The 26,935-nt window shown below is 74.2% G+C and carries 26 protein-coding genes and 1 pseudogene; 13 read left to right on the forward strand and 14 right to left on the reverse strand.

Annotated features, from left to right (window positions below; genetic code table 11):
- The 6 genes from PATMI_RS0119655 to PATMI_RS0119680 form a co-directional block, all read right to left on the reverse strand.
- The gene (locus PATMI_RS0119655) at nt 1-759 is read right to left on the reverse strand and encodes an SDR family NAD(P)-dependent oxidoreductase (RefSeq protein ID WP_026912118.1); all 759 of its coding nucleotides are present in this window, start codon (nt 757-759) and stop codon (nt 1-3) included.
- Nucleotides 756-1,358, reverse strand: coding sequence for a TetR/AcrR family transcriptional regulator (locus PATMI_RS0119660; protein ID WP_084270104.1), 603 nt, complete (start codon nt 1,356-1,358; stop codon nt 756-758). Before PATMI_RS0119660 ends, PATMI_RS0119655 begins: the two co-directional genes overlap by 4 nt.
- Before the next feature lie 161 nt (nt 1,359-1,519).
- Entirely contained in the window at nt 1,520-2,776 is a 1,257-nt protein-coding gene (locus PATMI_RS0119665) for a cytochrome P450 (protein ID WP_026912120.1), read from the reverse strand.
- Between the two features lie 222 nt (nt 2,777-2,998).
- Nucleotides 2,999-4,090, reverse strand: a complete 1,092-nt coding sequence (locus PATMI_RS35115; protein WP_157260867.1) for a helix-turn-helix transcriptional regulator — start codon at nt 4,088-4,090, stop codon at nt 2,999-3,001.
- Nucleotides 4,091-4,309: 219 nt separating this feature from the next.
- A complete protein-coding gene (locus PATMI_RS31820; protein WP_051472068.1) occupies nt 4,310-5,395 on the reverse strand; it encodes a phosphotransferase family protein in 1,086 nt (361 codons plus the stop codon).
- Nucleotides 5,396-5,407: 12 nt separating this feature from the next.
- The gene (locus PATMI_RS0119680) at nt 5,408-6,682 is read right to left on the reverse strand and encodes an acyl-CoA dehydrogenase family protein (RefSeq protein WP_051472069.1); all 1,275 of its coding nucleotides are present in this window, start codon (nt 6,680-6,682) and stop codon (nt 5,408-5,410) included.
- Between the two features lie 120 nt (nt 6,683-6,802).
- Between PATMI_RS0119680 and PATMI_RS36135 the strand changes: the two genes are divergently transcribed.
- The 3 genes from PATMI_RS36135 (at nt 6,803) to PATMI_RS0119695 (ending at nt 10,145) form a co-directional block, all read left to right on the forward strand.
- Nucleotides 6,803-7,504: a TetR/AcrR family transcriptional regulator gene (locus tag PATMI_RS36135; protein ID WP_026912122.1), complete on the forward strand. Its 702-nt coding sequence runs from the start codon at nt 6,803-6,805 to the stop codon at nt 7,502-7,504.
- A gap of 215 nt (nt 7,505-7,719) precedes the next feature.
- Entirely contained in the window at nt 7,720-9,366 is a 1,647-nt protein-coding gene (locus PATMI_RS0119690) for a class I adenylate-forming enzyme family protein (RefSeq protein ID WP_026912123.1), read from the forward strand.
- Nucleotides 9,363-10,145, forward strand: coding sequence for an enoyl-CoA hydratase/isomerase family protein (locus tag PATMI_RS0119695; protein ID WP_026912124.1), 783 nt, complete (start codon nt 9,363-9,365; stop codon nt 10,143-10,145). Before PATMI_RS0119690 ends, PATMI_RS0119695 begins: the two co-directional genes overlap by 4 nt.
- A 172-nt stretch (nt 10,146-10,317) precedes the next feature.
- Here the strand turns inward: PATMI_RS0119695 and PATMI_RS0119700 are convergent, their stop codons facing one another.
- Nucleotides 10,318-10,728: a YchJ family protein gene (locus PATMI_RS0119700; RefSeq protein ID WP_026912125.1), complete on the reverse strand. Its 411-nt coding sequence runs from the start codon at nt 10,726-10,728 to the stop codon at nt 10,318-10,320.
- 120 nt (nt 10,729-10,848) lie between these two features.
- Here PATMI_RS0119700 and PATMI_RS0119705 point away from each other — a divergent pair, with 120 nt between their 5' ends.
- Nucleotides 10,849-12,738, forward strand: coding sequence for an alpha/beta fold hydrolase (locus PATMI_RS0119705; protein WP_169738402.1), 1,890 nt, complete (start codon nt 10,849-10,851; stop codon nt 12,736-12,738).
- A gap of 30 nt (nt 12,739-12,768) precedes the next feature.
- Here the strand turns inward: PATMI_RS0119705 and PATMI_RS0119710 are convergent, their stop codons facing one another.
- A complete protein-coding gene (locus PATMI_RS0119710; RefSeq protein ID WP_026912127.1) occupies nt 12,769-13,719 on the reverse strand; it encodes a DUF808 domain-containing protein in 951 nt (316 codons plus the stop codon).
- A 192-nt stretch (nt 13,720-13,911) separates the two neighbouring features.
- Nucleotides 13,912-14,901 carry a GlxA family transcriptional regulator gene (locus tag PATMI_RS0119715; protein WP_026912128.1) on the reverse strand — a complete coding sequence of 330 codons (990 nt, stop codon included), beginning with the start codon at nt 14,899-14,901 and terminating at the stop codon, nt 13,912-13,914.
- Between the two features lie 144 nt (nt 14,902-15,045).
- Between PATMI_RS0119715 and PATMI_RS0119720 the strand changes: the two genes are divergently transcribed.
- From PATMI_RS0119720 to PATMI_RS0119745, 6 genes and pseudogenes are all read left to right on the forward strand, one after another.
- Entirely contained in the window at nt 15,046-15,351 is a 306-nt protein-coding gene (locus PATMI_RS0119720; RefSeq protein ID WP_026912129.1) for a putative quinol monooxygenase, read from the forward strand.
- A 165-nt stretch (nt 15,352-15,516) separates the two neighbouring features.
- Entirely contained in the window at nt 15,517-16,512 is a 996-nt protein-coding gene (locus tag PATMI_RS35120) for a GGDEF domain-containing protein (protein ID WP_157260870.1), read from the forward strand.
- The gene (locus PATMI_RS0119730) at nt 16,509-17,708 is read left to right on the forward strand and encodes a winged helix DNA-binding domain-containing protein (protein WP_245604215.1); all 1,200 of its coding nucleotides are present in this window, start codon (nt 16,509-16,511) and stop codon (nt 17,706-17,708) included. The genes PATMI_RS35120 and PATMI_RS0119730 overlap by 4 nt, the downstream gene beginning before the upstream one ends.
- 97 nt (nt 17,709-17,805) lie before the next feature.
- Complete coding sequence (locus tag PATMI_RS0119735; RefSeq protein ID WP_026912132.1) at nt 17,806-18,249, forward strand: helix-turn-helix domain-containing protein; 444 nt, start codon at nt 17,806-17,808, stop codon at nt 18,247-18,249.
- Between the two features lie 10 nt (nt 18,250-18,259).
- Nucleotides 18,260-18,667, forward strand: a pseudogene (locus PATMI_RS38735) (VOC family protein).
- A 34-nt stretch (nt 18,668-18,701) separates the two neighbouring features.
- Nucleotides 18,702-21,098, forward strand: coding sequence for an ATP-binding cassette domain-containing protein (locus tag PATMI_RS0119745; protein ID WP_026912133.1), 2,397 nt, complete (start codon nt 18,702-18,704; stop codon nt 21,096-21,098).
- A gap of 25 nt (nt 21,099-21,123) precedes the next feature.
- Here PATMI_RS0119745 and PATMI_RS0119750 read toward each other — a convergent pair whose 3' ends face one another.
- Nucleotides 21,124-21,546, reverse strand: coding sequence for a GFA family protein (locus tag PATMI_RS0119750; RefSeq protein ID WP_026912134.1), 423 nt, complete (start codon nt 21,544-21,546; stop codon nt 21,124-21,126).
- Nucleotides 21,547-21,717: 171 nt separating this feature from the next.
- On the opposite strand from PATMI_RS0119750, the gene PATMI_RS0119755 reads away from it, so the two are divergent.
- Complete coding sequence (locus PATMI_RS0119755; RefSeq protein WP_026912135.1) at nt 21,718-22,743, forward strand: LLM class flavin-dependent oxidoreductase; 1,026 nt, start codon at nt 21,718-21,720, stop codon at nt 22,741-22,743.
- 52 nt (nt 22,744-22,795) lie between these two features.
- Here the strand turns inward: PATMI_RS0119755 and PATMI_RS0119760 are convergent, their stop codons facing one another.
- From PATMI_RS0119760 to PATMI_RS0119770, 3 genes are all read right to left on the reverse strand, one after another.
- Nucleotides 22,796-23,515 carry an NUDIX hydrolase gene (locus PATMI_RS0119760; RefSeq protein WP_051472070.1) on the reverse strand — a complete coding sequence of 240 codons (720 nt, stop codon included), beginning with the start codon at nt 23,513-23,515 and terminating at the stop codon, nt 22,796-22,798.
- A gap of 88 nt (nt 23,516-23,603) precedes the next feature.
- Nucleotides 23,604-23,900: a peptidoglycan-binding domain-containing protein gene (locus tag PATMI_RS0119765; RefSeq protein WP_026912137.1), complete on the reverse strand. Its 297-nt coding sequence runs from the start codon at nt 23,898-23,900 to the stop codon at nt 23,604-23,606.
- A gap of 73 nt (nt 23,901-23,973) precedes the next feature.
- Nucleotides 23,974-24,180, reverse strand: coding sequence for a hypothetical protein (locus tag PATMI_RS0119770; RefSeq protein ID WP_026912138.1), 207 nt, complete (start codon nt 24,178-24,180; stop codon nt 23,974-23,976).
- Between the two features lie 214 nt (nt 24,181-24,394).
- Between PATMI_RS0119770 and PATMI_RS0119775 the strand changes: the two genes are divergently transcribed.
- A complete protein-coding gene (locus PATMI_RS0119775) occupies nt 24,395-25,864 on the forward strand; it encodes a sigma-70 family RNA polymerase sigma factor (RefSeq protein WP_026912139.1) in 1,470 nt (489 codons plus the stop codon).
- Nucleotides 25,865-25,977: 113 nt separating this feature from the next.
- Nucleotides 25,978-26,637, forward strand: a complete 660-nt coding sequence (locus PATMI_RS0119780) for a hypothetical protein (RefSeq protein WP_026912140.1) — start codon at nt 25,978-25,980, stop codon at nt 26,635-26,637.
- Nucleotides 26,638-26,663: 26 nt separating this feature from the next.
- Here the strand turns inward: PATMI_RS0119780 and rpmB are convergent, their stop codons facing one another.
- Nucleotides 26,664-26,900, reverse strand: coding sequence for a 50S ribosomal protein L28 (rpmB, locus tag PATMI_RS0119785; protein WP_026912141.1), 237 nt, complete (start codon nt 26,898-26,900; stop codon nt 26,664-26,666).
- Between the last annotated feature and the right edge of the window lie 35 nt (nt 26,901-26,935).

Below are 26,935 nucleotides of genomic sequence, written 5' to 3' on the forward strand. Positions count from 1 at the left end.
TCAGGACGCCGTGAATCCGCCGTCGACCGTGAGGGTCGCGCCCGTGACGTAGGAACTTGCGTCCGACGCCAGGAAGACGACGGCCGACGCGAGCTCCGCCGGGTCACCGAGCCGGCCGATCATGATGCGCCGACTCAGGTGGTCGGCATCGTCGAGGTCGTGCTCGGTCATCTCGGTCTTGAAGAACCCGGGCGCCACCGCGTTGACGCGGATTCCGCGGCGCGAGGTCCATTGCCCGGCGAGGTCGCGCGTGAGCCCGACGACCCCGGCCTTGCTCGCCGTGTAGGCGGCCTGCGGGATCCCGCCCGAGGTGAACGCGAGGACCGACGCGATGTTGACGATCGATGCCCCGGGCTCCATCCGTCGGGCGGCGGCGCAGGCGGTGAAGTGGCTGCCCGACAGGTTGACGCGGAGGACCCGCTCGAACTCGTCGGGCTCCTCCTTCAGCGCCGGGGTGACGCGCCCCGTGCCCGCGTTGTTGACGAGGACGTCGAGGCGCCCGAAGGCGTCGTAGGCCTCGGCCACGACGCGCTCGCAGTCCTCGCGGACGCCGACATCGGCGGGCACGACGTGCGCCCGTCGACCCAGCTCCTCGATCGACGCGGCCGTCGCCTTCAGGCCGTCCACGCGGCGGGCGGCGAGGACGATATCGGCACCGGCCTCTGCCAGGGTCTGGGCGAGCGTGACGCCCAGACCGGAGGACGCACCGGTGACGATCGCCACGCGGCCGTCGAGGCGGAAGCGGTCGATCACGCTCACGACGGCACCCCCACGATGCGCACGGCGACGTCGGCCGCCTCGGTCGCGACCTCCTCGGCGGAGGCGCCGTTCTCGACCTTCGCGAACCAGTCCGGGACCCGGTTGACCGCCCCCAGGACGTAGAAGGACGCGTACTTCGGCGCGAGGTCGGGATCGGCCTCCCCCGCCTCCTGGCACGCGACGACGAGCTCCCGCAGGAAGCGGTCGTAGCCGCGCCGGCGCTCGGCGACGAGCGCTCGGCGATCCGGGGACGTCAGGGCATCCCACTCGCGGAAGAAGACCGCCACGCGGTCGACGTCGGCGAGGTACCAGAGCACGTGCCGGCGCAGGTATTCGTGCAGCCGCTCGATGGGCCGGAGGTCGAGGGCGGTGACCTCCTGCATCAGGGCCGCGCTCTGCGCGTGCACCGCGTCCAGGACGTCGAAGAGCAGGTCCTCCTTGGTGGAGACGTGCTTGTAGACGCTGGCCTTGCGGATCCCGGCCGCGTCGGCGATCTCCTGCACCGACGTCCCGCCGTAGCCCTTCTTCGCGAAGACGAGCACCGCGGCGTCGCGCAGGTGCTCTCTACGGGTCTGTTCTGGGACGGGGGCCGTGGTCACGCCTCGAAGCTACCAGGGGGCGTACCGAACGGTTGGTTTCTTTTGCTCGGGGCCCCTGGCGGCTTGTCCGACGCGGTGCGACCGTGCGTCCGCCGGGGCCTCAGCATCGGTGCGGGCGGCTGCGGTGCAGCCCCGCCCGGTGCGATGCGCCGCTGCGCGGATCAGCTGACCGTCCAGGTCGCCGGCAGGTGGCGCATGCTGTTGAAGATGTTCGAGAACCCGACCTTGGGCTCCTGGATCTCGAAGTCGGGCAGCTGCGTGTAGACCTCGCGCAGCGCGCACTTCAGGAGCTGCCGACCGAGGGCGCTACCGAGGCAGAAGTGGATCCCGCCGCCGCCGAAGGCGAGGTGCCGGTTCGGCCTGCGGGTGAGATCGAGGGTGAACGGGTCGTCGAAGATCGTGTCGTCGAAGTTCCCGGACTCGTACCAGAGCACGACCTTGTCCCCGGCCTTGATCTCCGCGCCGCCGAGCGTGCAGTCCTCGCGCGCGGTCCGGCGGAAGTGGATGATCGGCGGGCGCCAGCGCAGGAGCTCCTCGACCGCGTTGTCGATGCGACCCTCGAAGTCCTCGAGCAGCCAGGCCTTCTGCTCGGGGTGCCGCTGCAGCTCGATCAGGGAGTGCGAGATCGCGTGTCCGGTCGTGTCGTTCGACGCGCCGGAGAGCAGCACGAAGAACGACGCGATGTCGTGGTCGGTCATCCGCTCGCCCTCGAACTCCGTCTGCACGAGCCACGAGACGACGTCGTCGCCGGGCTCGACGCGGCGCAGGGCGGCGAGCTCGAGCGCGGTGGCGGCGAGCGTCTGGGCGGCCGAGCCGAACACCTCCATCGGCGTCATCGTCTGCGTGTACGCGGGGTCGTTCCACGAGCCGAGCTGATCGGCCGCGTGCACCGTCCTGTCGCGCATCTCGTCGTCGGTGACCCCGACGTAGTGGGCGAAGATGAGGCCCGGCAGCACCTTCGACAGACGGGTGACCACGTCCGCTGCGCCCTCCGGAGCCATCTCGGCGACGAGGTCGTGGGCGTGCTGCCTGATCCACCCGTCGATCTTCCGGACGTTCGCGGGGCTGAACGCCGACTGCACGATCCCCCGCAGCTCGGTGTGTCGGGGCTGGTCCTCCACGAGGAACGACAGCGCGCCCTTCACCGTGGCGACGTCGATGTCCTCCATGAAGACGCCCTGCCCCGACTGGAAGTTCTTGTTCCGGGAGGCTTCGACGATGTCCGCGTGCCGGGTCACGGCCCAGAACCCGTAGCGGTTGGCCTCCGGCGGCAGCAGGAGGGACTCCGCCGGCGGGTGCCACGAGACCGGGTCGTTCTCGCGCAGCCACTTGAACGCTGCGAGGCGCTCGTGGTGCGGGCGCTCCCAGAACGCGAAGGTCTCGATGTCGGTGGGGATCGCGCTCCCGGCGGTGCTCACGAGGTGCTCCGCGGTCGCGCGTGGACGGGGGCGCTCAGAACCATGGCCCACGGTCCCACGGCACCCTCGCGGCGACAATGGACCGACGGGAGGAACTCGTAGCGACTTCGGGGGGACACCTGCGTCGCGCATGTCTTGCCGGACGTCAGGACGAGGCGTCCCGATCGCGGCCCGTGCGGCTCCCGGCGGCCCGGCCCCGGCGACGCCACAGGCCACTCGACCCTACGGACGGGGCGAGAGGGCCCGGTACCGCGCGACCGCTCCGGCGCGTACCGCGACGCCCAGCTTCCGGAAGAGTCGCGTGGCGTGCGCCTTCACGGTCGCCTCGGCGATCACGAGCCGCGCGGAGATCTCCGCGTTGGACGCCCCGGTCGCCATGAGGGCCACGATCTGTCGCTCCCGGGCGGTCAGCCCGTCAGCGACCCCGACGAGGGACGGGTGCTCGTCCCCGCCCTCGGACGCGGCACGGTCGGCGGTCAGCAACAGCCCCTCGGAGAGTGCGCCGTCCATGCGTACGAGCCGCTCGCTGTCGGCGTCGATCGCGGCGAACGCAGCGGCGGCCCGCCGTGACTGCCGTCCGAGCCGTTCGAGCAGCAGCCCACGCTCGTGGACGACGGCGAGCCCCGAGGCGAAGCCTGCGAGCCGCGCGCGGTCGTCGGCGGTCACCAGGCCGTCGCGACGCAGGCGGTCGGCGTGCAGCAGGCCGACCGCACGCCCTCCCGACACGACCGGCGCGACGACGTAGGACGTCGTCCGTGCGACCTGGACCAGGGCCTTGAACGTCTTGGCGCTCTCGGGGGCGTCGGCCACGAGGCCGGAGACGCGACGTCGAACGAGGTCGGTCTCGACGAGACGCGGGCCGAGCGGGATCCGGGCGGTGGCGACGAACGCGTGGAACGCGGCCGGGTCCGTGTGCTCCACCGCGTGCTCCGCGATCGCCAGCCGACGCGGGAGCCAGAGTGACCCGTCCACCGAGGAGAGCAGCGTGCGCGCGAAGTCGCATCCGCGGTTGGCCTCGCCCGGGGCACGATCGATCACCTGCTGCGGCGGGCACCCGTCGAGCCGGTCCAGCGCCCCGCGCAGGCGGCGGATCTCGGCGATCCGGGCGCGGACCTCGGACTCCTCGTGTTCCGCCTCGAGCTCGTCGATCTCGCGCAGGAGCTCGCCCGCGGTCGTGAGATCCCGGCGGCTCCACGTCCGGGCGCGCTCGCGAAGACCCTCTTCAAGAGCCCTCCGGGCGGCCGGCAACGCGTCGGCCCGGCCGCCCGATATCCCGGCGGCCTCCGCCAGCCTCCGAGCCTCGAGGCAGAGCATGCGCGACCGATCGACCCCGGGCGCCGTTCGGTGGTCACCGGGCGCCGGCCAGGGGTCGGTCGGGCTGTCGAACGGGAGAGCGGAGGTGGTGTCGACCATCGGACGGTGTCGCGGGCGTGCTCGCGATCGACCCCGACGCTACCAGGGGCGTACCGACCGGTTGGTTCCGTCCTTCGCGCTCCGCCGGCCTGCGCCGGGACCGCCCCACGACCGCCGACGTCACCCGGCCAAACGCGCCTCGGCCCGGTCGATCAGCCCGTCGATCACCGGATCGAGCGTGTCGGGGTCGGCGTTCGCGTTCTCCGGCGTGTCGCGGAAGCGCCGGACGACACCCTGCAAGATGATCGCGAGCTTCCAGCAGCCCTGGGCCTCGAAGAACGGCAACCCGTCGAGCGGGTCGCCGGTCGCGCGGGCGTAGCGCTCGGCGATCTCCGCCCGGGTCGCGAAGCCGTCCGCGCGGGTCGGTGCGTCGGCGCCGCCGAGCGCCCACGCGAACGGGTCGCCCGGCTCGATCCAGTACGTCAGGAGCGTGCCGAGGTCCGCGATCGGGTCGCCGAGCGTACAGAGCTCCCAGTCGAGGATCGCGCGGACCTCGCCGTCGTCGCCGAGGATCACGTTCTCGAGCTTGTAGTCGCCGTGCACCACGGCGTCGCGGCGCTGCGGCGGGACGCTCGCCGCGAGGACGTCGCGGACGCGCTCGACGCCTGGGATCTCGCGGGTCCTCGAGGCCTCCCACTGCCGCCACCAGCCCTTGAGCTGCCGGGCCGCGTAGCCCTCGCGGCGCGCCAGATCCCCCAGGCCGGCCGCGTCGATGTCCACCTCGTGCAGGCCGACGAGCGCGTCGACGAGCGACCGGCCGGCCACCGCGCGCTCGGCCGGGCCGAGCGGTCCGAGGTCGCCGGCGGTCGCGACCGCGTGGCCCTCCGCGAGCTCCATGACGTAGAACGGCGCGCCCGTGACGTCCTCGTCCTCGCACAGGCCGAACGGCTCGGGCACCCGGACGCCGGCGGGGTGCAGCGCCGCGAGCAGGCGGTGCTCGCGCGGCATGTCGTGCGCGCCGCGCAGACGCGGCCCCAGCGGCGGCCGGCGCAGGATCCACGACGTCCCCGCCGCGTCGGTGACGCGGAAGGTGAGGTTCGAGCGGCCGTCACCGATCCGGGAGAACGAGAACGGCGGCGTGGCCCCCGGGAGGATCCGCTCGAGCCACGCCGAGACCGGCCCGACGTCGACGCCCGGGGGCGTCGCGGCGGACGGGTCCCGGCCGTCCCCGTCGGTCGCGGCGGAGCCGCCCTGCACGTCGGGCACGGTCCGCCGCCCCTACTCGATCGCGCCGCAGCCGGAGGCGGTCGAGCCGCCGTCGTCCGCGAGCTTCAGGAGGGTACGGGCGATCGTCATGCGGTGGACCTCGCTCGCGCCGTCGTAGATGCGGGCGGCGCGGGAGTCCGCGTACCAGCGGGCGATCGGAAAGTCCTCGGTCGAGATGCCGTGCGAGCCGTAGATCTGGACGCAGCGGTCGAGGATGCGGCCGAACGCCTCTGCGACGAACGTCTTGACCATGGCGATCTCCTGGCGGTGGGGCAGGTCGTGCTCGACCTTCCACGCGGCGTTCAGGACCATCATCCGCGAGGCGTAGAGGTCGATCGCGCTGTCGGCGATGAAGAACTGCAGCGCCTGGTGCTTGGCGAGGTCCACCCCGAACGCCTGGCGCTCCTTCAGGCGGGCCGCGGTGAGGTCGAGCGCGCGCTGCGAGACGCCGATCCACCGCATCGCGTGGGCGAGGCGGCCGCCGGCCAGGCGCTTCTGCGAGATGACGAAGCCCTCCCCCTCGCCGCCGAGGAGGTTCTCGACCGGGACGCGGACGTCGGTCATCCGGATCTCCGCGTGGCCGCCGACCATGTGCGCGCCCGTGATCTCGGGGTCGCGGACGATCTCCCAGCCCGGCGTGTCGCACGGGACGAGGATCAGCGAGTAGTCGCGATGGCTGCCGCGCCGGTCCGGGTCCGGGTCGTCGAGCCCGCCGGTCTTCGCGACGACGATCGCGATCGTGGCGCCGATCGCGCCGGTGATGAACCACTTGCGGCCGTTGAGCACCCACTCGTCGCCGTCGCGGACGGCCGTCGCGGCGAGGTTCGTCGGGTCCGAGGAAGCGACGTCGGGCTCCGTCATCGCGAAGCACGAGCGGATCGTGCCCTCGACCAGCGGACGGAGCCACCGCTCCTTCTGGGCGTCGGTGCCCGCGAGGAGCAGCGTGTGCATGTTGCCCTCGTCGGGGGCCATCGCGTTCAGGCCCAGCGACGCCAGCGGGCTGACGCCGCACTCCTGCGAGATCAGCGACATGCCGACCACGCCGATCCCCAGGCCGCCCCACTCCTCGGGCTGGCCCGGCGCGTAGATCCCGCGCTCCCGGGCGCGGTCGCGCAGGCGCTCGACGACGTGCCACGAGGCGAGGATGTCGTCCGGGTCGGCGAGCTCCGCCTCGGCCGGGATCGCGTCCTCGGCGACGAACGCGCGGATCTCGTCGAGGACGCCCCGCAGCTCGGGCGGGACGGAGAAGCCCAGGCCCTCGATCATCGGACTGCTCTGCACGGTCATGCGGTGACTCCTCGGAATGCTGTGACGCCGCAGGGCGCCATGGGGCAGGGTGCTGGTACTGGCAAGTACCAGCCCACGCGGAGCGCACGGTACCACGTGGTACCGTGGCCGTCGACTCTCGTGACGACGTCCGACGACAGCCTCGAGGCGACCGAGCCGAAGCCGCCGTCCGGTCCGCCGATGACCCCGGCGCCGGAGGGCCCGGCGACCGGGGTCCGGCATCGGCTCGCGACCGATGCCGGATCGGACCCCCGGCAGCGGCTTCTGCGGGGGGTCGCGACTGCGGTAGCCGACAAGGGCTACGTCGCGACGACGATCGCCGACATCGTCCGCCACGCGCACGTCTCGAAGCGCACGTTCTACGAGCACTTCGCCGACAAGCAGTCGTGCTACCTCGAGGCGTATCGACGAGGCACCGATCGGCTGGGCCGGCGCATGCTCGATGCCGGTCGCACGGCCGAGGGGCCGTGGCACGAGCGACTCCGCGCAGGCGTCGCCGCGTACCTCCGGGTGTTGTCCGACGCCCCGGCGAGCACACGGACGTTCACCACCGAGATCCAGGCCGCGGGAGCCGCTGCGGTCGCCGAGCGCCGGGCGATGCACCGCAGGACGGCCGAGGCGCTCCTCGAGCTCGTCGGCCGCGTCCGCGACGACGCTCCCGAGCTCCGCCCGCTCGATCCTCTCGTCGCCGACGGGGTCGTGGGCGCGATGACGGAGTTGGTCGCCAACGCCGTGGCCGACGGCCAGACCGCGGAGCTCTCGGCGCTGGAGATCCCGATCATGGTGCTGCTGGCGTCGGTCCTGACGGCACCGGAGGCCTGACGTCGACCCCCCGGCGCCGCCGAGCCCGTCGGTGTGCTGTCGGCGGCGACGGGCGCCGGAGCGACCACAGGAAAGAGCCTCGGCCACCAATCGGTTGGTTATCGTCGACCGACCGCCTCGTCGAGGGGCCCGCACGGGCGTCCCCGGAGCCGGGACCGAGGAGAGACGACGATGCGCCAGAACCCCAGCACGCGGTCCGGCCGCCGGCCCTGCGCGTGACGATCGACGTCGAGGCGCTCTACGACCGGCGCGCGGACGACCGCTGGAACCGGGTCGCCGTCGGCGACGTGCTGGAGCGGATGACGTGGAGCGACCCCGACAAGGTCGCCATGGTGGCGTCCGAGGACGCGATCGCCGATCCGCGGTACGCGCGGGTCACGTACCGCGAGGCCGACCGCCTCGCCAATCGGGTCGCCAACGCGCTCCTGGCGCGCGGGCTCCGCCGCGGCGACCGGGTCGCGATGCTCTGCGAGAACTCCGTCGAGGCGTACCTGACGAAGATCGGGATCGCCAAGGCCGGGCTCGTCGCGTTCCCCGTGAACACGATGATGGCGCCCGACGTCGTCGAGCACATGCTCCGGCACGTCGACGTCCACGTCGGGATCGTCGACGCCGACATGTGGGCCGCGAAGGGGCGGGCGTTCGTCGCCGCGGGCGTCGAGCCGATCGCGACGATCGCCGGCGCGCTCCCCGGACCGGAGGGCGCGACGCCCTTCGAGGCGTTCGTCGCCGGCGTCCCGGACACGGAGCCGGACGTGCGGATCCACGGCGACGACGTCTGGGAGATCCTCTCGACGTCCGGCACGACGGCGATGCCGAAGGCCGTGATGATCTCCCACACGTACACGTACATGGCCGCCATGAGCCACGCGATGTCGTACACGCGCGGGCTCGAGATCGAGTGCGACCTCGTGACCTGCTCGTTCCTGCCGGTCGTGTTCCACATCGGCGACCACGCGCACGTGTTCTCCGCCTGGATGACCGGCGGGACGGTGGTCCTCGGACGACGGCCCGAGCCGGCGCGCATCGCGGCCGCGGCGGCGGCGCACGGCGTCACGTGCCTCTGGGGCGGCTCGCCCCAGCTGCTCGAGGACCTCGCCCGCGAGGTCGAGCGCGCACCGGAGGCGCACGACCTCAGCCGCATCGAGGTCGTGATCTACGGGTGGTCGGCGATGAGCGCCGACCTCGCCGACCGCCTGCAGGCGCTGTTCCACGGGGTGCGCTTCGTCTGCATCTTCGGGCAGACGGAAGCGATCGCCTGCCACCGCTTCTGGCCCCACCGGTGGCCCGAGGTCAACCGCGGCGAGACCCCCGCCGTCAACAACGTGGGCATCCCGGCGCCGATGCTCGGGGCCACGGTCGTCGACGTCGACGGCACGTCGCTCCGGGACCGGCCGGGCGAGCAGGGCGAGGCCGTCTACCGCTCGCCCGCGATCGCGTCCGGATACTTCCGGGACGAGGCCGCGACGACCGACGCGTTCCGCGGCGGCTGGTTCCACAGCGGCGACATGTGCGAGTACGACGCCGAGGGCCGGCGCGTGATGGTCGACCGCTTCAAGGACGTCGTGAAGTCGGGCGGCGAGAACGTCTCCAGCATCCGCGTGGAGGGCGTCCTCATGCAGCACCCGGCCGTCGACCGGGCGGCGGTGGTCGGGCTCCCCCACGAGCGCTGGGGCGAGGCCGTCACCGGGGTCGTCGTGACGGAGCCCGAGGTCGAGGTCGACGCCGCCGAGCTGATCGCCTTCTGCCGCGCCCGTCTCGCGGGCTTCGAGACCCCGAAGCGGATCGTGTTCCGGGACGAGTTGCCCACGACCGTCGGCGGCAAGGTCCTGAAGTACCGGCTCCGCGAGATGCTGCGGTGAGCACCGACGCGCCCACCGACGTCCGGTACGAGGTCCGCGCGGGCGTCGCGACGGTCACGATCGACCGCCCCGACGTCATGAACGCCTTCCGCGAGCGGACGATGCTCGAGCTGATCGACGCGTTCGACCGCGCCGACGCCGACCCGGAGGTCGGCGTCGTGGTGCTGACGGGCGCCGGCGACCAGGCGTTCAGCACCGGCGGCGACGTGGCCATGGAGCACGCGTTCGACCGCCACGAGGGGCGCCGCATGGCGCGGATCCTGATCCGCCTGTCCGAAGCGGTGCGCGGCGTCGGCAAGCCGGTCATCGCGAAGATCCGGGGCTGGTGCGTCGGCGGCGGGAACGAGCTGAACCTCTGCTGCGACCTCGCGATCGCCGGCGCGTCGGCCCGGTTCGCGCACACGGACTCGAGGCTCGGCAACTCGCCGATCTGGTACGCCACGCAGCTCCTGCCGCTCGTCGTCGGCGAGCGCCGGGCCAAGGAGATCGTCCTCCTCGGTGAGCCGTGCTCCGCCACCGAGGCGGCGGCGATGGGCTGGATCAACCGGGTGGTCCCCGACGCCGAGCTCGACGACGCCGTCGCCGGCTGGTGCGAGCGGCTGCTCGGCAACAGCCCGCAGGCGATGCGCCTGTCGAAGGTGTCGCTGAACTTCGCGGGCGACGCCCTCATGCCGTCGGTCCGTCACGGCTTCGAGGCCCTCACCCAGACCTACGAATCCCCGGAGTTCCGCGAGGGCACGACCGCGTTCCTGGAGCGTCGTCCGCCACGGTTCCGCTGACCCGCCCGGACGTCCGCGGCGACCCGTCCCGTCAGCCGCGCTCGCCCTCGGGAACCGGAACTCGCGGAAGTGCCGCGAGATCGGCCGCGTCCAAGGCGACCTCCTCGGCCGAGCTTGGTCGCCCGATCGCGCGCCGGCGCGGTGCCCGCGATGTCCCGCCGGCCTCCGGGATTCAGCCCACCGCGGCGACGTAGTGCCACCGGCCGTCGACCCGGACGAAGGCGCTGTGCTCCCGCTGCGACCCCTCCGTGCCGGAGCGGTCCCGGAAGTGCGCGACGAACTCGACGGTCCCCCGGTCGTCGGCCGACCCTCCCGCGGTGGTGCCGAGGATCTCGAGCCGGCGCCACGTGAGTCCGGGCTCGAGCTCCAGCGTCGCCGGCCTCGTGGCCGGGTGCCAGGTCGCGAGCAGGTACGGCACGTCGCCGACCGCGAACGCGCTGAACCTCGAGCGCATCAGCCGCTCCGCCGTGGGCGCGACGGGCGTGCCCGTCGTCCGCCCGCGGTGGAGCGCGCCGCAGTGCTCGGCGTACGCGTCCCCGGTGCCACACGGGCAGCGCGACGGGAGATGGAGCGACGACACCATCGGCCGAGGATCCCACGACGCGGGCGCCCTGCGTCGGCCACCCGCCCCGACGCGCGGCCATGCGCCCCGGCTCCGCGGCCGGCGCCCCTGCCGTCCGGCGCGCGGAGCTACGCTGCCCCCGTGTCGCGTGTGTCCCGAAGGTCCCGTCGCCCGTCGCTCCGTCCCCCGGCCCTGGTGCTGCCCCTCGTGCTCGCCGCGGCCGTGGCTCCTCCGGCCTCCGGCGCCGGATACGCGTGCGGGGACCAGTCGGCCGGGCGCGAACGATGCACCCGCGTCGTCGTGCCGCTGGACCGCACCGGGACGGTCCCGGGGGAGATCGGGCTGTCGGTCCGGACGATCCAGCCGGGCGAGTCGCGGCGGAAGGTCCGGCGCGAGGCCGTGATGCTCCTCCCCGGCGGCCCCGGTCAGGCGGGGACCCCGCTCGTGCAGGACCTCGTCCGCAGCCTCGTGCCGCTCCAGCGGAAGCGGGACCTCGTCGCCGTGGACACCCGTGGCACGGGCCGCTCGACCGACCTCATCGCCTGCCCCGAGCTCGAGTCCTCGGCGGTCAGCGGCCTGACGCAGGGCCAGCGGATCGGCTCCTGCGCCCGGCGCATCGGGCCCGCGATCGACCGCTACGCCACGACCGACGTCGTGGCGGACCTCGAGGCCGTGCGCATCGCCGGGGGCTACGACAAGCTCCTCCTCGTCGGGGTCTCCTACGGCAGCCTCACGGCCCAGCGCTACGCGGCCGCGTACCCCGACCGGGTCTCCGGGATGGTCCTGGACTCCACGGTCGACGCCGCCCCGGACGACCCGTTCTCGCTCGCGACGCTGCGCGCCATCCCCGGCGCGCTGCGGAACGCGTGCGCCCGCGGCGCGTGCCGTGGTGTGACCGACGACGTCCTGGGCGACCTGCGCCGGACCCGCGAGCGTCTGCCGCTCACGGTCACCGTCGACGACGGGACGGGGAGGCGCCGGCCCGCGACCCTCGACGACGCCGTGCTGCTCGGCCTGATCCAGGCGGGCGACCTGCGGCCGGACCTGCGATCGGCGCTCCCCGCCGCGCTGCGGCGCGCCGGGGAGGGGGATCCCCAGCCCCTCGCGCGGCTGGCCCGGGCGGTCGGGTTCGGGGCCCGGGAGGGCGACGACGAGGACCCCGAAGCGGTCGGCGCCGCCGGTCTCGACAGCCAGGGGAGCTTCCTCGCGACGCTGTGCCGCGACACGGACGGGCCGTGGGCGCCGGGCACCCCGCCCGGCGAGGCCCGGTCCCGCGCGATCCTCGACGCCCTGGCTGCCCGCAGCGACGCGGAACGCGGCGGGTGGAGTCCGGAGGATGCGATCGTCGTCTCCCCGGCCGTCCCGTGCGCCTTCTGGCCTGCCGAGCCGGAGCACGCGTCCGTCCCGCCCGCCCCGGACGTGCCGACGCTGCTCCTCAGCGGGGCCGACGACGTCCGGACGCCCCCGGAGGAGGCCCGCCGGGTCGCCGCGCGGTACCCCCGGTCGACGGTGCTCGACGTGCCGGGCGTCGGTCACTCGGTCCTGACGACCGCCTCGTCGGTCGGGACCGCCGAGGAGTGCGTCGACGCCGCCCTCGGCGCCCTGGTGACCGGTCGGCCCGTCCGCCGGTGCGTCGCCCCCGCCGAGGTCGAGCGCGCCGTCCCGCTCGTGCCGTCGTCGCCCGCGGAGCTCGGCCGCACCGGCCCCGCCCGGGCCCGGGCGGTGGCCCGTGCGACGATCCTCGACGCCGCGCGTGAGGTGGCCGCCGCGACCTCCGAGGACGACGGGGAGGACGAGGACCCCTTCGCCGCGGCCGCGGCCGCGGCGAAGAGCACGCGCGTCGCCGGCCTGCGCAGCGGCTCGGCGACGAGGACCGCCAAGGGCGGGTTGCGCCTGGACCGCACGGGCTTCGTGCCCGGGACCGCCGTGACCGCGCGCGGGATCCGGAAGCAGGCGCGGATCAGCGTGGTGGTGCGCGGGAAGGGGCTGCGCCCCGGCCGCTACACGATCGCGAACCCGCTGGCGCGGTAGCGCGCCGCAGCACCGTGCCGCGCCGCCCGGTCAGTGGTCCTGGGTCGCGGCGTCGCCGTGCCCGTGGAACCGCAGCACCACCGCCGTGATGATCGCGCCGACGACGATCCCGAGGACGGCGGACGCGAACGTGTTCGTCAGCCACCCACCGACGCCGCCGAACGCGCCGAGGGCGTGGTGGACCTCCTCCTCGGCGTGGTGCACCTGGTGGTAGAGCCACTCGAAGCCCAGGTCCTTCAGCCCGACGAGGAGGATGTGCCCGCCGACCCAGAGCATCGCGGCGATGCCGACCGTCGAGAGCACGGAGAGCACGACCGGCATGCCGCGCACGAGCCCGCGGCCGAACGACGCGACGCCGCCGTCGCCGGTCTTCGCCAGGCGGAGGCCGACGTCGTCCATCTTCACGATCAGCGCCACGGCGCCGTAGACGATCGTCGTGATGAGGATCGCGACCCCGATCAGGATGACCGCGCGGGCGACGATCGGCTCGTGGTCCACCTCGTTCAGCGAGATCACCATGATCTCCGCCGAGAGGATGAAGTCCGTCCTGATCGCGCCCTTGACGAGCTCCTCCTCGTCCGCGGACCCGTCGGCCTCCGCCTGCGCCGCGTGGTGGTGGCGGTGCGGACCGACGGCCTCCCACAGCTTCTCCGCGCCCTCGAAGCAGAGGTAGCAGCCGCCGACCATGAGGATCGGGGTCAGCAGCCAGTCGACGAACTCGCTGAGGACGAGGACGACCGGCAGGATGAAGAGGATCTTGTTGCGGAGCGACCCGATCGCGATGCGCCGGATCATCGGGATCTCGCGCTGCGGCGACACGCCCTGGACGTAGCGCGGCGTCACGGCGGTGTCGTCGACGATCACGCCGACGGCCTTCACGCTCGCGCGGCCGGCACCGGCGGCGACGTCGTCGATCGAGGCCGCGGCGGCGCGCGCCAGGACGGCGACGTCGTCGAGCAGCGCGGCGAGCCCGGCGCTCATGCCGTGGCTCCGCTCAGGGTGCTCGGGGCGGGCGGCGCGGCGACCCGTCGGTGCGTTCGTACGACCATCACGGGAGGGAAGACAACCACAGCCGGAGGCGACCGGGCGTGAACCGCCAGGCAAGCGGGTTCGCGCCACCCTCGGGCGCGCCCGCCGGACGTCGCGGGACGCCGGCCCGGCGCGGGCGGCCGGTCAGTGCGGCGCGGCCCCGTCGGCCGTCGTCCGGAACCGCGCCCGGTAGCCCGCCGGCCCGACCCCGATGACGCGGAGGCAGGCACGGCGGAGGGTCTCCGGGCTGCCGAACCCGCAGCGCGCCGCGACCTCGTCGACCGGCGTCGCGGTGCGCTCGAGGAGCTCCCGCGCGGCCTCGACCCGCACCCGCTCGACGAAGCGGGCGGGCGTCGTCCCCGTCTGGTCGGCGAACCGCCGGCGGAAGTGCCGCTCCGACAGCGCGGCCCGTCGCGCGAGGGCGCTCAGGCGGTGGTCGCCCGCGGGATCCGCCACGACCTCGTCGAGGACCGTACGAAGGGACGGGTCGACGTCGGCGGCGACCCCGAGGCGCGCGGAGAACTGGGACTGACCGCCGGGGCGCTGGAGGAACATCACCGTCCAGCGCGCGACGGCCCGTGCGACGTCGGGGCCGTGGTCCTCCTCCACGAGCGCGAGCGCGAGGTCCATGCCGGCGGTCGCCCCGGCCGACGTCGTGACCGGGCCGTCCCGCACGAAGATCCGGTCCGGGGCGACCGTCACGGCGGGATGACGCCGGGCGAGCTCGGCGCAGAACGCCCAGTGCGTCGTCGCGGTCCGGCCGTCCAGGAGACCCGCCTCGGCGAGGTGGAACGCTCCGGTGCAGACCGAGCAGGTGCGGCGGGCGCCCCGGGCGATCCGCTCGATCGCGGCCGGGAACCGCGGGTCGGCGCTGCCCCGAGGCGAGCGCATGCCGCCACCGACGATCAGCGTGTCGACGCCGCGGGAGCGGACCTGCCCGAGCGCCAGGTCGGCGGCGATCCGCATCCCCGCCGACGCGCGCACCGGCAGTCCGTCGAGCGTCGCGATCCGGACGTCGTACCCGCCCGTGCCGTCCAGCACCTGCGTGGCCGCGTCGAGGATCTCGATCGGCCCCGCGATCCCGATCGTCTGCATCCCCTCGGCGCCCAGGAGCACCACCTGCCGGCGGGTCATGGGCGGGACTCTACGGGCCGACGTGGCGTCCGCAAGGACGAGCATCCCTCGGATCAGGCCACGGCGGCCGGCGTCCCACCCCGGCCGACCTACGGTGGCCGGGACGCCGCGTCCGGCGCCCACCGACCAGCAAAGGACCACCACGTGCCCGCATACGGATTCCTCGTCGAGTTCGAGGCCCTCCCCGGCCGGGAGGCGGCCGTCGCCGACTTCCTCGTCGAGGCGAAGACCCTCGTGGACGCCGAGCCGGGGACGCTCACGTGGTTCGCCTTCCGGCGGGGCGAGCGCTCGTTCGCGATCTTCGACGCGTTCGAGACCGAGGACGACCGCGAGACCCACCTGCAGGGCGAGGTCCGGACCGCGATCGTCGCGCGCGGCGCGGAGCTCTTCGAGATGCCGCCGACCATCACCCCGGTCGACGTCCTCGCGGCGAAGCTGCCGCGGACCTGACGCAGGCGCATCGCGTGGGGGGCCCAACGGTCCACCCGCGGCGGGCGGGGTCAAGGGTGATGCGGGCGTCGCCGAATCTCACAGCATGAGCCACTCCCCCAGCTCGACGCCCTCCCCGCGCCCGTCCGGCGCGCCGGACGACCGCGGCACGCCGCGAGGCGCGTCGTGAGGCCGGTGGTCCGCACGCCGCCGACCGCGGCGGTCGCGGCGGCCCGGGACTACGCGTCCCAGGTCCGGCTGGCACTGGCGTGCTTCGGGATCATGCTCCTCGTCGTCGATCCGGCCGTCCACCCGGTGCCGCAGGCGGCCGCGGTCGGGTTCGCGATCCTGCTCGCGACCGGGCTCGTCCACCGCCGCCGGGTCCCCGAGCACTGGCTGCGGGTCGAGGAGCCGTTCGCGCTCGTCGCCGGGATCCTCATCGTCACGCTCGGCCCCCCGGGGATCGGGGCGCTGACGCTCCTGTGGCTCGTGAGCGCCGCGCTGGGCGTCGTCGGCCGGGGCGGCCGGGCCAGCGCGGTCGGGCGGGTCGTCGTGGTCGTGATCCTCTTCTCGCCGATCGCCGCCCACGGGCTCGACGCGCAGACCGCGACGATCCTGGTCGCGGGTGCCGGCCTCCTCCTGAGCGTCGGCACCGTGTCGAACGAGACCCACGAGCTGCTGCGCGATCCGCTGACGGGCGCGCTGTCGCGGGCCGCGCTGCTCGCGGAGTCGGAGCGGATGGTCGCCCGCGCCCGGGCGGACGCGCCGGTCGCACTGGTCCTCATCGACCTGGACGACTTCGGCAAGCTGAACAAGCGGGAGGGCCACCAGGCCGGCGACGTGGTGCTGAAGGCCGCCGCGCACGCCGTCATGTCCTCGCTGCGCCGGGCCGACACCTTCGGCCGGCTGGGCGGCGACGAGTTCATCGTCCTCGGCATCGGCGACGGCGAGACGATCGCGCGGCGAGCGCTCGAGGCGATCGCGATGGCCGGGATCAGCGCGAGCGCCGGCGTGGCGTCCGCGCCCTTGGACGGCGTGTCGGCGCCCGAGCTCCGTCGCCGTGCGGACGTCGCGCTGCGGGCGTCGAAGCGGGCCGGGAAGACGCGGGCGACCGTCTTCTCCAGGGATGCCGACGCGGCGGCACCGGAGACGCCGGCCGGAGCACCGATACTGCGGGGGTGAGCACCGCCGACCCGCGACCGCTGCGCACCGTCCGCGACGCCGAACGCCGCGCGCGCCTGGGCGTCCGGCACGCGCTCGCAGCGGACCACCGGGCCGTCACCGTCGAGGCGGCGGTCGCCGCGACGGTCTGCCTCCACGCGACGGAGCCCGCCAGCGTCTTCCTCTCCGCGCACGCGAGGTCCGGGGCCTCCGCGGACGACGTGCGGCGCGCGCTCCACGACGACCGCACGGTGGTCCTGCAGCTCGCGATGCGGCGCACGGTCTTCGCGTTCCCGCGCGATCTGCTCCCGGCGGTGCTGGGGAGCGCGGCGGCCCGGGTCGCCGCCCAGCTGTCCGCCCGGCTCGCGAAGGAGGTCGAGCTGAACGGCCTCGCCGACGACGGCACGGCGTGGCTGGCGGAGACGTGCGCGGCGGTGCGCGAGCGTCTCCGCGGGGCGCCGGCGACCACGCAGCAGCTGCGGGAGGCGCTGCCGGCCCTCGCGCTACGGATCGACCGCTCCCCGGGCAAGTCGTACGGCGCGAACGTGCCGATCGCTCCGCAGGTCCTCGGGGTGCTGGCCGCCGACGGCAGCGTGCTCCGCGGCGCGCCCGCCGCGGGCTGGAAGGTCTCCCGCCCGCACTGGACGATCGCCGAGGACTGGCTCGGCGCGCCCGTCGCCCCGGTGGACCCGCGGGCGGGCTACGCCGAGCTCGTCGGCCGCTGGCTGCTGCGGTTCGGGCCCGGCACCGAGGACGACCTCGTGTGGTGGCTCGGCGCGACGAAGGGCGCGGTCCGCCACGCGCTCACCGACGTCGGGGCGGTCCCCGTGGCGCTCGAGGACGGCGCGCCGGCCTGGCTCCACCCGGACGACACCGCGGAGGTCGAGGCCCCCGCGCCCTGGGCGGCGCTGCTGCCCGCGCTGGACCCGACGACGATGGGCTGGAAGGGCCGGGTCTTCCACCTCGGGGACCTCGCCCCGCAGCTCTTCGACCGCAACGGGAACGGCGGCCCGACCGCCTGGTGGGACGGCCGGGTCGTCGGCGGCTGGACCCAGCAGGACGACGGGACCGTCGTCGTGGTCCCGGCCGGCACGCTCCCCCGCGCCGCCCGCCGGCCCCTGGCGGACGAGGCTGAACGACTGACGGCGTGGCTCGACGGCGACGTCGTGCGGTCGATCTACCAGTCGCCGCTCGCCCGGGCCCACGACGCCGGGTGACGACGGCGCCGCCGGGACGGGCGCGGTTCTCCCGGCACCGTCGGTCGCCCGCGCACACCCCCGGGCGCGCCGCACGCGACGTGGCATGATGCCGCTCGTGAGCACCCCGCCCGCCGACGCGGAGCACCTGCGCGAGCTCGCGCTCCTGCGCCGCGTCCGCGACCGGATCGACCGCGAGTACGACCGGCCGCTCGACGTCGAGGCCCTGGCGCGCGGGGCGCACATGTCGGCCGGGCACTTCAGCCGCCGCTTCCGGGCCGCGTACGGCGAGTCGCCCTACGGCTACCTGATGACCCGCCGGATCGAGCGCGCGATGGCGCTGCTCCGTCGCGGGGACATGAACGTCACCGAGGTCTGCTTCGCCGTAGGGTGCTCGTCGCTCGGGACGTTCAGCACGCGGTTCACGGAGCTCGTCGGCGTGCCGCCCAGCGTCTACCGGCGCGAGGCCGCGGCCGCCACGGTCGGCATGCCCGCCTGCGTCGCGAAGCAGGTCACGCGACCGGTCAGGAATCGAGAAGCGCCGGCCCCGACCCGCGCCTAGCCTGCCCCGCATGGACATCGCGATTCACCAGGCACTGCTCCCCCACGAGGACCCGCAGGCGTCGCTGCGCTTCTACCGCGACGCGCTCGGGCTCGAGGTCCGGGAGGACGTCGAGTACGGCGGGATGCACTGAATCACCCTCGGGCCTCCCGGCGGCACCGGCACCTCGATCGTGCTCTACCCGCCGGCCGCCACCCCCGGCCTCACCGACGACGAGCGCCGCACGGTCGCCGAGATGATGGCGAAGGGCACCTTCGCGAGCATCAACCTCGCCACCGACGACGTCGACGCCACGTTCGCGCGGCTGCAGTCGGGCGACGCCGAGGTCGTGCAGGAGCCGACCGATCAGCCCTACGGCGTCCGCGACTGCTCCTTCCGCGACCCCGCCGGGAACCTGATCCGCATCCAGGGCCGCTGACCCCGCCCCGAGCGCCACCGAGCACGGAGACCCGATGAGCACCGCCCCGAGGACCGAGGAGCAGACTCCGGCGCACGCCGCCGACCGCCACGACCTCATCCGCGTCCACGGGGCGCGCGTCAACAACCTGCGGGACGTCTCGGTCGAGCTCCCGAAGCGGCGCCTGACGGTCTTCACCGGGGTCTCCGGGTCGGGGAAGAGCTCCCTGGTCTTCGGCACGATCGCCGCCGAGTCGCAGCGCATGATCAACGAGACCTACAGCGCCTTCCTCCAGGGCCTGATGCCGACGCTGGCGCGGCCCGAGGTCGACGTCCTCGACGGCCTCACGACGGCGATCATCGTCGACCAGGAGCGTATGGGCGCGAACGCGCGATCGACGGTCGGCACCGCGACCGACGCGAACGCGATGCTGCGGGTCCTCTTCAGCCGGCTCGGACAGCCGTACGTCGGCGGGCCGAAGGCGTTCGCGTTCAACATCCCGTCGGTCAAGGGCGGCGGGGCGGTCACGGTCGAGAAGGGCTCGTCGAAGACCGTCCGCAAGTCGTTCTCGATCACCGGCGGCATGTGCCCCAGGTGCGAGGGCATGGGCTCCGTCTCGGACTTCGACCTGACCGCCCTCTACGACGAGACGAAGTCGCTCAACGAGAGCGCCGTCACGATCCCCGGATACAGCATGGAGGGCTGGAACGGCCGCATCTTCCGCGGCTGCGGCCTCTTCGACCCCGACAAGCCGATCGCGAGATTCACGGAGCAGGAGCTCGACGACCTCCTCCACAAGGAGGCCACGAAGGTCAAGATCGAGGGGATCAACCTCACCTACATGGGGCTGATCCCCCAGATCCAGAAGTCGTTCCTGTCGAAGGACCGCGAGGCGATGCAGCCCCACATCCGGGCGTTCGTCGACCGCGCGATCACGTTCACGCCCTGCCCGGAGTGCGACGGGACCCGTCTGAACGCCGGCGCCCGGTCCTCGAAGATCGCCGGGATCTCGATCGCCGACGCGTGCGCGATGCAGATCAGCGATCTCGGCGAGTGGGTCCGGGAACTCGACGAGCCCTCCGTCGGACCCCTGCTGCAATCGCTCCGCGACACGGTCGACTCGTTCGTGGAGATCGGCCTGGGCTACCTGTCGCTCGACCGACCGACCGGCACGCTGTCGGGCGGCGAGGCGCAGCGGACGAAGATGATCCGCCACCTGGGCTCGTCGCTCACCGACGTCACCTACGTGTTCGACGAGCCGACGGTCGGCCTCCACCCGCACGACATCCGGCGGATGAACCGGCTGCTGCTCCGGCTGCGCGACAAGGGCAACACCGTCCTGGTGGTCGAGCACAAGCCCGAGGCGATCGCGATCGCCGACCACGTCGTCGACCTCGGCCCGCGGGCCGGCACGGCGGGCGGCGAGGTCGTCTTCGAGGGCACCGTCGAGGGCCTGCGCGCCAGCGACACGCTCACCGGCCGGCACCTCGACGACCGCGCCGCGCTGAAGGCCGAGGTCCGGTCGTCGACGGGCGCGCTCGAGATCTGGGGCGCCGACACCCACAATCTGCAGGACGTCGACGTCGACGTCCCCCTCGGCGTCCTGACCGTCGTCACCGGCGTCGCGGGCTCGGGCAAGAGCTCGCTGATCCACGGCTCCGTGGCCGGACGGGACGACGTCGTCGCCGTCGACCAGAGCGCGATCAAGGGCTCCCGGCGGAGCAACCCCGCGACCTACACGAAGCTGTTGGAGCCGATCCGGAAGGCGTTCGCGAAGGAGAACGGCGTCAAGCCCGGGCTCTTCAGCGCGAACTCCGAGGGCGCCTGCCCGACCTGCAACGGGGCGGGCGTGATCTACACCGACCTGGCGATCATGGCCGGCGTCTCGGCGCCGTGCGAGGACTGCGAGGGCAAGCGCTTCCAGCCCGAGGTTCTCGAGTACCGGTTCGGCGGCAAGGACATCAGTGAGGTCCTCGCGATGCCGGTCTCCGAGGCCACCGCGTTCTTCGGTGCCGGCGAGGGCAAGCTCCCCGCAGCGCACAAGATCCTCGCGCGCCTGGACGACGTGGGCCTCGGCTACATCAGCCTCGGCCAACCGCTCACCACCTTGTCGGGTGGCGAGCGCCAGCGCCTGAAGCTCGCCGTCCACATGGGGGGACCCGGTCCCCACCCACCGCAGATCTACGTCCTCGACGAGCCGACCACGGGCCTGCACCTCGCCGACGTCGAGCAGCTCCTCGGCCTGCTGGACCGCCTCGTCGAGTCCGGCAAGTCGGTGATCGTCATCGAGCACCACCAGGCGGTCATGGCCCACGCCGACTGGATCATCGACCTCGGCCCCGGCGCCGGCCACGACGGCGGCCGGGTCGTCTTCGAGGGCACGCCGGCCGAGCTCGTCGCGGACGGCTCGACGCTGACCGGCGAGCACCTCGCGGAGTACGTCGCGGGCTGAGGCCCGCGACGCGCCCCGCCGCGCCTCAGGCCTGCTGCAGGTCGCGCGGGAAGGAGCCGATCGCGTCGTCCTGGCCGACCCACGGCTGCGCGCTCTCGCGCCAGACCTCGACCTGCGGCTGCAGCCACGAGCGGTCGTCGAGCGTCCCGGCCTTGATGAACGCGAGCTCCGGCATCTCGGCCAGGAGCGTGATCACCGGCGAGCCGCACTCGGGGCAGAAGCGGCGCTCCCGCGGCTGCCCGGAGTCGGTCCCGGTCGTCCCGTAGGTCTTGAGCTTCGCGTCGTCGACGGTGAGGGCCGCGAGCGGCACGGCCACGTTCAGCGAGAAGCAGGCGCCGCTCTGGCGCTGGCAGTCGTCGCAGTGGCACTGGGCGACCATCGCGGGATCGCCGGTGAAGGAGTACTCGACGGCTCCGCAGAGGCAGTGGCCGGTCTTCGTGTCGGTCATGGACCGAGTCTCTCCCGCCCGGGTGCCCAACGGGGGAAATCGGGCGCTTCCACCCACGTCGTGCGCCCGTACGACCCGACGCGTCGGCCGCAGCCGGACACCGCCGTCTCACCGACCCAGCGACCACCGCTGCTATTCGGACCACGGTCCGTTTCGTGCTAGGATCCCTCCATGGATCGCATCGGCTTCCTCTCCTTCGGCCACTGGGGACGCAGCCCCGGTTCGATGACGCCCACCGGTGGCGATGCGCTCAAGCAGACGGTCGAGCTCGCGGTCGCCGCCGAGGAGCTGGGGATCGACGGGGCCTACGTCCGCGTCCACCACTACGCCCGGCAGATCGCCTCGCCGTTCCCGCTCCTGGCCGCGATGGCCGCCCGCACCAGCCTGATCGAGTTGGGCACCGGGATCATCGACATGCGGTACGAGAACCCGCTGTACATGGCCGAGGCCGCCGCGACGACCGACCTGCTCGCGGACCAGCGACTGCAGCTCGGCGTGAGCCGTGGGTCACCGGAGCCCGCGCTCGAGGGCCCCGCGACGTTCGGGCACGTGCCTGTCGACGGGCACAGCGACGCCGACATGGCCCGCGACCACACGGAGCGCTTCCGGGCCGCGATCGCCGGGGCGGGCGTCGCCGACTCGAACCCGCAGATGTCGGGGACGGGCATGCGTCTGGCGATCCAGCCGCAGGCCCCCGGGCTCGCCGATCGCATCTGGTGGGGCTCGGGCAGTCGCGACACCGCGGTCTGGGCCGCCCGCCAGGGCATGAACCTCATGAGCTCGACGCTGCTGCTGGAGGACACGGGCGTGTCGTTCGACCAGCTGCAGCTCGAGCAGATCCTGCTCTACCGCGAGGCGTGGGGCGAGGCCGGCTGGGAGCGCACCCCGCGGGTCTCGGTCAGCCGCAGCGTCCTGCCGATCATCTCCGACCTCGACCGCCGGTACTTCGGGAACGGCGGCGGGAACGACCAGGTCGGCGTCCTCGACGGCGCGCTCTCGCGGTTCGGGAAGACCTACGCGGGCGAGCCGGACGCGATCGCGGAGGAGCTCCGCCGCGACGTCGCGGTGCGGGCCGCCGACACGCTGCTGCTCACCGTCCCCAACCAGCTGGGCGTGGAGTACAACGCCCGGATGCTGGAGACGATCGCGAAGGAGATCGCGCCCGCGCTGGGCTGGGCACCGAACCTCGTGGCGTAGGGGCGTCGGGACCGGGCGCGGCGGGCCACCGACGGGGCGCACGCCGGGCCGCTCACCCGGGGTGTCCCGCCTCCGCGCGCTCCCGGGCCTCGTCGAGCGACCACCGCGGCGCGGCGTCCCACGGCCGCTCCCACCCGCCGAGCCGCAGGAGGGCGGCCACGACCTCGCCGGTGAAGCCCCAGACGAGCATCCCGGCGACGTCGAACGCGGGCCCGACCCAGCGGGACAGCTCGACGGTCAGGCGGTTGTCGGGATCGGCGAGCTCGCGGAGCGGGACGCGCGCGACGCGGGCGGTCTCCCCGACGTCCACCGCCGTCACGGTCGACGGACGGTGCCAGTGCGCCAGGACCGCGGTCACCTGGAACCCGGACGGCGGGATGAACAGCCGGGGCAGGGTCGTCAGCGGCGTGACGCCCGCGGGATCGAGCCCCGTCTCCTCGACCGCCTCGCGGAGCGCGGTCTGCACCGGGCCGCGGTCGCCGTCCTCGCGACCCCCGCCGGGGAACGACGGCTGACCGGCGTGGTTCCGGAGACCGCCCGCCCGCTGCTGGAGCAGGACGTCCGGGCCGTCCGGGCCCTCGCCGAAGAGGACGAGGACCGCCGCCTGCCGCGCGCCCGCGGTCGTCGCGGGCAGGTCGTTGTGGCTGAGCGCCTCGGGACGGATGTCGGCGGCCGCGCCGACGAGCGGCCGGAGCCAGTCGGGGGCGCGCTCGGGATGCACGTCGACGGCACCGAGCCACCGCTCGATCTCCGTGGCGACGTCCGAGCCCATCCCCGGATCATCCCGGAGTCGGCTGGTCGGCGGCGCGGCCGGCCGTCGTCCGCGGAGCCCGCCGGCACGGGACGGCCGGTCCTCGACCTCAACGGATCCGCAGGCGTCCGGCGGTGATCGTGCCCGCCACGCCGCTGGCGTCGAGGCCGCAGTCGGCCTGGAACCGGCGGATCGCGTCGGCGGTCGGCACGTTCCAGGTGCCGGTCGCGGCCCGCTCGGGGAGCAGGCCGAGTTCGACGAGGCGCGCCTGCGCGTCGCCGGCGGAGACCGCCGGGACGACGTCGGAGGCGCAGGCGCTGCCCGGCACGAGGGCGACGGCCATCAGGCGGGGCGAGCGCCGTCGGCGCGGGGCGCAGGCGACGAGCGGCGAGGTGAAGGTGCTCATGGTGGGAGCGATCCTCCAGACGCCCCCGGACGGCGTGCAAGCGAACGTGCGTTCGCCCTTCCGGACCCGAGGCTCAGCGCCGTCGGGACGGCCCCCGGGACCACTCGCGGCGGACGGACGCGACGCTCGGCGTCGTGCGCCTATGCCAGCCGGACCGGCGGGTCCGCACGGGCGGGAGGTCGTCGTCCTCCTCGTCGCGCAGGGTGTAGCGGGTCGGCTGGTGGACGCTCCAGACGTCGGTGCCCGCGACCTCTCGGGTCTGCCGCTCGCGGTCGTTCATCGCTCTCACTCCTCGGGTGGTGCTGGGGGTCTCCGTCCCCATCGGTCTATCCGTTCCGGTCCGCGACGACCACCCCTCGGGAGTCGGATGTTCGTCGACCGTCGTGCCTCGGGCGACGGAGTCGGACGGGCCTGCTGCGCCCGTCGTCCCGGCCGGGGCGTAGCCTGCCCGTCCGGGCGGTGTCCCGAGCGCCGCCCGCCGTGAGGACTCCCCCGTGTCCGTCGCACCGCACATCCCCCTCGACCGCCGGCTCGCGGCACGCGTCGCTCGCGGCGACGACGCGGCCTGGGCGACCATCGACGCCCGCCATCGCCCGCGACTGCGGCGGTACGTCCTGACGCTCGCCCGCCCGGGGACGATCGACGTGGACGACGTCGTCCAAGAGGCCATGGTCAAGGCCTACCGGCACCTGTCCTCGGGCCGGGCACCTGCCGAGCGCCTCGACCCGTGGCTCCACCGGATCGCCCGGAACTCCGCGATCGACGCGATCCGGGCGACGGTCCGGACCCCGGACGGCACCGCGGACGCCGACCCCGCGGACGACCGCACCGAGCCGGAGCGCGTCGCGACCGGGCGCGAGCGGCTGCGCGGGATCGTCGCCGACATCGCGGTCCTGCCCGAGCGGCAGCGCTCCGTCTTCCTCGCTCGCGCGGTCGACGGACGATCGGTCGACGAGGTCGCGACCGAGCACGGGATCAGCCCGAACGCCGTGCACATGACCGTCCAGCGGGCCCGCGAGACGCTCCTGCGCACGGAGCGCGCCCGGGACGCCGCGTGCACCGAGATCCGTCCGCTGCTGCACGACGCGCACGACCGGCGCACGCGGCCCGCCGAGACGGCGCGCCTGCACCTGCGGACCTGCGCGGGCTGCCGGGCGTTCCGGTCGGACCTGCGCCGCCTCGACCGTCGCGTCGGGGCGCTGTCGCCGCCCGGCTGGCTGCTCGGGCTCCTCGGCGCAGCGGCCCCGGCGGGCCCCGGGGTCAAGGGCGCCGCCGTCGCCGCCGGGGTCGGTGCGTCGGCCGTCGTCGCCGGGACGCTCGTGGTCGGGGGCGTCCACGTCGGGCACGCGGGGTCGCCGGCCGCGATCCGGATCCCCGGTGCCAAGACGTTCGGGCCGACGCGGGTGCAGGCCGGCGACCCCGTGCCGCGCCGGACGTCGCTCGTCCACGCGCGGGTGCGCGTGCCCGCGAGCGCCGACGACGCGCATCCCCGGTTCGTGACGCTCCGCTGCCCGGCCGGCCAGATCGTCGGTGGACTCGCGACCCCCGAGCAACGGACGGACGTCCGCGCGAACCCCGCGATCCCGATCCTCGACCGCCGCGACACGGCGGTGCGCTGGCGGCTGTACCGGGGAGGCACCTCGTCGGTCGGGGACGCGACGATCGGCGTCGTCTGCCGCCGGCCGGACGCGAACGGCTCGATCGTCGGCCGGCCGCGTCGGGCGCGGGCGGGCGAGCGGTCCGCGCACGCCTGCGTCCTCGGGACCACGGCGCAGCGCCGGGCGAAGGGCATCCCCGTGGAGAACGGGCTCTACGCCCGCGCCGGAGGCCGCGGGTACACGGGGCGCGTGATGGACGGCCAGCCGGTCTCGGTCCTGCGGACCGCACGGGGCGGGCGCTGGCTCTTCGTGATCGCCGACGACCGGCAGGTCCGGGGCTGGATCGCCCGGCGACTCGTCTGCTGAGCACTGCGTCGATCCGCCGGAGGAACATCCGTGAGTTCCGGCCGGCACGTGCGTCGAAGGGGTGCAGGGCGTCACCTCGCCCCGTCCCCCGAACCACGTCCCCGGAGATCCCCATGTCACCGTCACACCGTCGCCGCCTGCTCCTGGCGGCCCTCGCTGTCGGCTCGCCCGCCGCGGCCGTCGTCCCCGCCTCGACCGGCGCGGCCGCCACGACCACGTCGTGCGCCTCGCGCGTCGCGGCCGCCGCGAAGCGCACCGACGCGGGCGGCACGTTCAACCGCGTCGCCCGGTCGTCCTCCGTCCAGGTCTTCGCCCCGAAGGGCGCGGGCTTCGGCGCATACCACTACGCCTGCTGGGCCCGCACCGGAGCGCTGCACCGCTTCGCCCGGAACTCCACCGGGACGGCCTCGACCGACGTCCTGACCGTGAGCATCGTCGTCCGCGGCGACGCGCTGGCCTACCGGACGGCGTCGCGCGGCGACCGCAGCCGCGACCGCTTCGTCGTCCGCGACGGCCGGACCGGGAAGGTCCTGCGCGACACCGGTGAGGTCACGACGTCCGAGAAGGGCGGACCCCGGAGCGACCAGCTCGTGCTGCTGCCCGGCGCGGTGATCGCCTGGTCGGCCGCGGGCTCCGGCGTCCACGTCACGGACGCCGACGGCGACCACGTCCTCGCGCCGGCGGCCGACGGCCGGGCCACGAAGCTGTCCACGACGACGCGGACCGTGTCGTGGACCTCCGGCGGCGAGCGGCACCACGCCCCGCTGCCCTGACACGCGATCGGACGCCGCGCGGGGAGTCAGAACCGCTCCCCGCGGGCGACCATCTCCCGGTAGACGCGGTCGATCCCCCGCACGTCGATGATCTTCTGGCCCTTCGCGCTCAGCGTGATGCGGATCCAGCGACGTTCGCTGGGCACGTAGAAGCGCTTGCGCTGGACGTTGACGCGGAACCAGCGCTTCGTCCGCTGTTGCGAGTGGGGCACGTTCATGCCGGTGCGCGGGCGCGCGCCGGTCACCTGGCAGGTGCGGGACATCGGGTCCTCCGGGGTCGGGTCCGCGAACCGTACCG

Origin of the sequence: Patulibacter minatonensis DSM 18081 (assembly GCF_000519325.1) — a bacterium.
Lineage (GTDB): Bacteria > Actinomycetota > Thermoleophilia > Solirubrobacterales > Solirubrobacteraceae > Patulibacter > Patulibacter minatonensis.